Annotated in this window: 7 protein-coding genes; 3 read left to right on the forward strand and 4 right to left on the reverse strand. The window is 70.8% G+C overall.

The window, feature by feature from the left end:
• Positions 1–110: 110 nt before the first annotated feature.
• The gene (locus E1289_RS35625) at positions 111–329 is read left to right on the forward strand and encodes a DUF2277 domain-containing protein (RefSeq protein ID WP_131988265.1); all 219 of its coding nucleotides are present in this window, start codon (positions 111–113) and stop codon (positions 327–329) included.
• Here the strand turns inward: E1289_RS35625 and E1289_RS35630 are convergent.
• Together E1289_RS35630 and E1289_RS35635 are read right to left on the reverse strand one after the other, a co-directional pair.
• Positions 326–1,345, reverse strand: a complete 1,020-nt coding sequence (locus E1289_RS35630) for an aspartate-semialdehyde dehydrogenase (RefSeq protein WP_131988267.1) — start codon at positions 1,343–1,345, stop codon at positions 326–328. The two genes, E1289_RS35625 and E1289_RS35630, sit on opposite strands and share 4 nt — an antisense overlap.
• Before the next feature lie 98 nt (positions 1,346–1,443).
• A complete protein-coding gene (locus E1289_RS35635; protein WP_131988269.1) occupies positions 1,444–2,595 on the reverse strand; it encodes an acyl-CoA dehydrogenase family protein in 1,152 nt (383 codons plus the stop codon).
• A 138-nt stretch (positions 2,596–2,733) separates the two neighbouring features.
• Here E1289_RS35635 and E1289_RS35640 point away from each other — a divergent pair, with 138 nt between their 5' ends.
• Positions 2,734–3,060: a PspC domain-containing protein gene (locus E1289_RS35640; RefSeq protein WP_207929367.1), complete on the forward strand. Its 327-nt coding sequence runs from the start codon at positions 2,734–2,736 to the stop codon at positions 3,058–3,060.
• Here the strand turns inward: E1289_RS35640 and E1289_RS35645 are convergent.
• Entirely contained in the window at positions 3,057–4,394 is a 1,338-nt protein-coding gene (locus tag E1289_RS35645; RefSeq protein ID WP_131988271.1) for an MFS transporter, read from the reverse strand. The two genes, E1289_RS35640 and E1289_RS35645, sit on opposite strands and share 4 nt — an antisense overlap.
• A gap of 95 nt (positions 4,395–4,489) precedes the next feature.
• A complete protein-coding gene (locus E1289_RS35650; RefSeq protein ID WP_131988273.1) occupies positions 4,490–4,831 on the reverse strand; it encodes a metallopeptidase family protein in 342 nt (113 codons plus the stop codon).
• Positions 4,832–4,863: 32 nt separating this feature from the next.
• On the opposite strand from E1289_RS35650, the gene E1289_RS35655 reads away from it, so the two are divergent.
• On the forward strand, positions 4,864–6,418 hold a 1,555-nt coding region (locus E1289_RS35655), incomplete at its 3' end, for a metallophosphoesterase (RefSeq protein ID WP_243713404.1).

Genomic DNA, 6,418 nt, shown 5'->3' on the forward strand with positions numbered 1-6,418 from the left:
CCTTGTGCCTATGGCTTTGGTCAGGCACAAGGGCCCTGGGGGTCCTCGCGCATGCGGATGTCCGTGGTGGGGGCGCCGGAATGTCGTGGGCGGGGGGCACAATGGGGGGTATGTGCCGAAGCATCAAGACGCTCCGTCCGCCGTACTCGGCGGACGTGACCGATGACGACGTGCGGGCGGCGGCGCTGCAGTACGTCCGCAAGATCTCGGGGTTCCGCGCCCCCGCGTCCCACAACGCGGAGGCGTTCGACCGTGCCGTCGCGGAGATCGCGCGCAGCACCGCCGCCCTCCTGGACTCCCTGGAGGTGCGAGGCAGCCGGGCGGGTTAGGCGTCGACGAGCAGTTCCGCGATCTGGATGGTGTTGAGCGCCGCGCCCTTGCGGAGGTTGTCGCCGGAGCAGAACAGGGCCAGGCCGTTGCCGACGGTCTCGTCGCGGCGGATGCGGCCCACGAACGTCGGGTCCTGGCCCGCGGCCTGCAGCGGGGTCGGGACGTCGGACAGGGCCACGCCGGGGGCGGTGGCCAGCAGTTCGGCGGCCCGCTCGGGGGTGATCGGGCGCTCGAAGCGGGCGTTGATCTGGAGCGAGTGACCGGTGAACACGGGCACCCGGACGCACGTGCCGGACACCTTCAGCTCCGGGATCTCCAGGATCTTGCGGCTCTCGTTGCGGAGCTTCTGCTCCTCGTCGGTCTCGGCGAGGCCGTCGTCCACGATCGACCCGGCCATCGGCAGCACGTTGAACGCGATCGGCCGCACGTACACCGACGACTCGGGGAACTCCAGGGCGGAGCCGGAGTGGGTGAGCTTGTCGGCGCCCTGCACGACCTTCGACGCCTGGTCGTGCAGCTCGGCGACGCCCGCGAGGCCGCTGCCGGACACGGCCTGGTAGGTGGAGACGACCATGGCGGCGAGACCCGCCTCGTCGTGCAGCGGCCGCAGGACGGGCATGGCCGCCATCGTGGTGCAGTTCGGGTTGGCGATGATCCCCTTGGGGCGGTGCGCGGCGGCGTGCGGGTTGACCTCGGCGACCACGAGCGGCACGTCCGGGTCCAGGCGCCAGCCCGACGAGTTGTCGATCACGACGGCGCCGGCCTCGGCGACCTTCGGGGCGAGTTCCTTCGAGGTGGTCTTGCCCGCGGAGAACAGCACGATGTCGAGGCCGGAGTAGTCGGCGGCCGTCGCGTCCTCGACGGTGACCTCGGTGCCGTTCCACGGCAGCTTGCGGCCCGCCGACCGGGCCGAGGCGAACAGCCGCAGCTCGTCGATGGGAAATGCGCGTTCGGCCAGGATTTCGAGCATCTTGGCCCCGACCTGTCCGGTGGCCCCCACGATGCCGACTCTCATGCCGCTCCCTCTGGGTTGATCGCTTGACCTGGCGAGTCTGCCCAGCTCCGTGGCCGGGCGTCCACTGAGTAACCCTACGCGGAGGGGTCCAGTGTCACTTAACGGAACGCGTCCAGCCCGGTCACCGCCTTCCCGAGCGTGAGGAGATGCACCTCCTGGGTGCCCTCGTAGGTCAGGACGCTCTCCAGGTTGTTCATGTGCCGGATCACGGGATATTCGAGGGTGATCCCGTTGGCGCCGAGGACCGTGCGGGCCTGCCGGGCGACGTCGATGGCGGCGCGGACGTTGGCGAGCTTGCCGAACGAGACCTGCTGCGGCGTGACGCTCCCCTCGTCCTTGCGGCGCCCGATGTGCAGGGCGACAAGGCCCGCCTGCCCTAGGGCGACCTCCATCCAGGCGAGCTTCTCCTGGGTGAGCTGGAACGCGGCTATGGGTTTGCCGAACTGCTCGCGGGTCTTGGCGTAGGCGACCGCCGCCTCGTAGCAGGACCGTCCGGCGCCGATCGCGCCCCACACGATGCCGTACCGCGCCTCCGACAGGCAGCCGAGCGGCCCCCGGAGGCCCCGCGCGCCGGGGAGCATCGCGTCCGCGGGAACGCGCACGTCCGCCAGGACGAGCTCGGACGTGATCGACGCGCGCAGCGAGATCTTCCGGTGGATGTCACCGGTCGTGAACCCGGGGGTGTCCTTCGGGACGAGGAAACCGCGGATGCCCTCGTCGGTCTGCGCCCAGACGACGGCGACGTCGGCCGCCGACCCGTTCGTGATCCACATCTTGGCGCCGTTCAGGACCCAGTCGGAGCCGTCGCGGCGGGCGCGGGTGAGCATGTCGCCGGGGTCGGAGCCGCGGTCGGGCTCGGTCAGGCCGAAGCAGCCGATCGCCTCCCCCGCCGCCATCCCCGGCAGCCACCGCTCCTTCTGCTCCTCCGACCCGTACCGGTGGATCGCCGTCATCGCCAGGGACCCCTGCACGGAGACGAAGCTGCGCAGGCCCGAGTCGGCGGCCTCCAGCTCCCGGCACGCCACCCCGTACGCGACGGCGCTCATCCCGGCGCAGCCGTAGCCCTCCAGATGCATGCCGAGCAGTCCGAGCTTGCCCAGTTCGGGGGCGAGCTCCCGGACGGGGAACGTGCCGTCCTCGAACCATTCCGGCACGTGCGGCACGACCCGTTCCGTCACGAACGTCCGCACGGTGTCGCGGACCATGCGCTCCTCGTCGGTGAACTGGTCGTCGATCCGCAGCACGTCCATCCGGACCTCCTCCCGAGGGGTTCTTCCGCCCACGAGCGTACGTCGGGGGCGGCGGCCGGAACGGGCAGGGGTTCACTCAGGGGCGGATCAGGGCGAATCCGGATGTCAGAGACGCTCCTGGATGGGCATGATCGAGGCATGGACATGGAGAAGAACACCACCGGAACCCCGGAGAAGCAGCTGCGCCGCACCCATGACGGCCGGATGCTCGCCGGCGTCTGCTCGGGCGCCGCGCAGTACCTCGGCATCGACGCCAACATCATCCGCCTCGGGCTCGCCGTGTTCACCCTGTTCGGCGGGGCCGGGATCGCCCTCTACGTGGTCGCGTGGGTGCTCATCCCCGAGGAGGGCGCCCCGAAGTCGATCGCGGAGGACCTGTTCAAGAAGGCCGGCGACTCCCCGACCGTCCAGGACGCCGTGCAGAAGTCCAAGAACGCCTTCAACAAGAACCGCACGAACGCCTAGGAGGCCGAGCGGCTGACACCGCTGGTCAGGTCACCGCCCGAGTGGGACGCGGTGACGACCACGGGTGCGCCGAGGGGGCGCCCGCCCCCGATGACGTCGCCGCGGACCTGGTTCCACACGAGCGTGAGGACCGCGGCGGCCGACAGGCCCAGCACGCCCGCGAGCGCCACCACCGTCTCCGGCCCGAGCACCTGCGTCGCCGCGCCGCCGACGAGGATGCCGACGCCCTGCCCGGCGAGGATGCCGGACTGGGCGAGGCCGAACGCCTGCCCCCGCCCCGCCGCCGGCACCGCGGTCACGAACGCCGCGTTGGCCGCGAGCTGGTAGGCGCTGCCGACGCCGGACAGCGCCCACAGCGCGACGACGCCCCACAGCGGCGGGTGCACGCCCGCCCCGATGAGCGGCAGGGAGGCGAGCATCGACATCCACCCCATCGCGCGCAGCCGGTTCGTGGGACGCACGAACCGGCTGAACAGGAACGCGCCGACGACCATCCCCGTCGGCATCGCCGACAGCAGCAGGCCCACCGTGACCGGGCCTCCGCCGAACGTCGCCGCGTACGGCGCGGCGAGTCCCTCGGGGACCACGTAGAACGCGCACAGCCATGCGAACAGCACCAGTGACCTGAGCACCGGGTCGCCGAACACCAGCCGCGCGCCGTCCCGCGTCCCGCGCCACAGGCCGAGCGAGTCGCCGGCACTCCGTCTCTTGGACGCCGGCCTCCGCCGCACCCCGCCGATCAGGATGACGGCGGACACGCCGAACGTCAGCGCGTTCAGGGCGAGGGCCTCGTGCGTCCCGACGGCGGCGACGACCGCGCCGCCCGCCAGGAACCCCAGCATCTGGGTGCCCTGGTGGGTGATGTTGTTGATCGCCGTCCCCGCCACGAACCGGTCGCCCTCCAGGACGTCCGGCAGCACCGCGGCGCGCGCCGCGGAGAACGGCGCGCCCAGCAGGACCGTCAGGAAGACCAGGGCCGACAGCGCGCCGACCGGCATCGGCACCACCGCCATCAGCGCCACCAGCACCGCGCGCACCACATCGCTGACGATCATGACGGTGCGGCGCGGGAACAGGTCGGCCAGCCCGGACAGCACGGGCCCGCCCACGATCGGCGGAATGTAGGTCAGCGCGTACACCAGCGCGGTCAGCAGCGGCGACCTGGTGTTGTCGTACACGAGCACGGCCAGCGCCACCTGCGCCAACTGATCGCCGACGAACGACAGCGCCTGCGCCAGCCAGAGGGCACGGAACTCACCCACCGCGAAAACCTCGCGGTAGGTCGCCTGCTCCTCCGGCGGACGGCGATGCCTGCCGGCCTGCCTTCCCGCCACGCACGCTCCAGTTCAGCCCGCCCGGTGTTGGGCGACCTCCCTATTAACTCACGCTGTGTGGCAGTTGTGTGACCTACAGTGCGCATTCGTCAGGGTCAATATCCGAGCTCGTGTAGCCTCCCGTCATCAATCCCGAAATGGTGAGCGATCTCATGAACCACGGTGATCCTCACCTCTTCGACCACGTCATCCGGGGTGTCGCAGATTTTGAGAATCTCTTTTCGGTAGATCGAAATGTGATCGGGCAGGACGCCGCCGTACCAGTCACCGCGCTCGGTGAGGGGTACGCCTTGGTACAGCCCGAGAAGGCCGCGTTCGGGTGCCTCGTCCTCGACGACGATGACGACGTTGCGCATGTGGGCGGTCAACTCGGGTGGGATGGTGTCGAGGGCCTCACCCACCAGGTCCTCGAACTCGTCCCGCGACAACTCGATCACACTGGCCATCCTGCACGACAGAAGGGGAACACGTGCCCAAGGTCCGCGCAGCGCTGACCAACGTCCTCGCGCCCCTGCGGCTTCGCGTCACCCGAACCCGCGACGCCCTCCACGGCCGCACCGCCCCCGTCCGGGACTTCTGCTCCCCCGTCACCCGCCGCGTCCGCCCCGTCGTCACCGGCCGCACCTCCCGCGTCCTCCTCGTGATGGCCGTCGGCCTCGCCGCGGGCTACGCCGGCCTCCTCCTCGGCGGACGGACCGTCACCCCGGTGGGTCCCACGGACGTCCAACTCTCCCTCCGCCCGTCCCTGCACGGCGGGACGACCCTCGAACTCCCCCCGCTCGGCTCCCTCCAGCTCGACACCCACTGGGCACCCGTCTCGCTGGAGGCGAGCATCACCGACGTCCGTCCCGAGCAGGCGCAGCTACTGATCGAGAACGGCACGGAGGTCGACCGCCTCACCGACCAGATCACCGAACAGATCCGCGACGGCATCGTCACCGTCCTCGTCCGCGCCGCCCTGATCGCCCTCCTGGCCGGCTTCCTCGCCGGCCTGGTCGTCTTCCGCTCCTGGCGCCGCGCCTTCCTCGGCATGGCCTCCGCCGCCCTCGGCCTGACCGGCGTCATCATCCTGAGCTGGGCGACGTTCAACCCCCACTCGATCGCCGAGCCCCGCTACACCGGACTGCTCGCCAACGCCCCCCAGATCGTCGGCGACGCCCGCAGCATCGTCGAGCGCTTCTCCGAATACCGCGCCCAACTCGCCCGCCTCGTCGGCAACGTCTCCGAGCTCTACACCACGACCTCGACGCTGCCGACCTACGAGCCGGACCCGTCCACCCTCCGCGTCCTGCACGTCTCCGACATCCACCTCAACCCGGCCGCCTGGAACGTCATCAAGTCCGTCACCACCCAGTTCAAGGTCGACCTGATCATCGACACGGGCGACCTCATGGACCACGGCAGCGCCGCCGAGGACCGATTCGCCGACGACATCTCCGACCTCAAGGTCCCCTACGTCTACGTACGCGGCAACCACGACTCCAAGGGCACCGAGGAAGCCGTGGCCGACCAGGAGAACGCCGTCGTCCTCGACAACGAGACCCGCGAGGTGAAGGGCCTGCGCATCTACGGCGTCGGCGACCCCCGCTACACCCCCGACAAGAGCACCCGCGACGACTTCACCGGCGCCGGCCAGATCCGCGCCGAGGGCCTCCGCCTGGCCGCCGAACTCCGCGAAACCGGCACCGTCCCCGACATCGTCGCCGCCCACGACCCGACCGAGGGCGAGGCGTTCTCCGGCGTCACCCCCCTCGTCCTGGGCGGCCACACCCACGCCCGCTCCACCAAGCTCCTCCCCACCGGAACCCGCCTGTTCGTCCAGGGCTCCACCGGCGGCGCCGGCCTCCGCGGCCTCGAACACGAGGAACCGACCCCGATCGAACTGTCCGTCCTGTACTTCAGCCGCGCCACCAACCGCCTCCAGGGCTGGGACGACCTCCGCCTGGGCGGCCTCGGCCTCACCTCGGCCCAGATCGAACGCCGCCTGGAGCCCGACCCCGACCGCACCATCGACCCCTCCCCAC

Origin of the sequence: Actinomadura sp. 6K520, assembly GCF_004349245.1 — a bacterium.
Classification (GTDB): Bacteria; Actinomycetota; Actinomycetes; order Streptosporangiales; family Streptosporangiaceae; genus Spirillospora.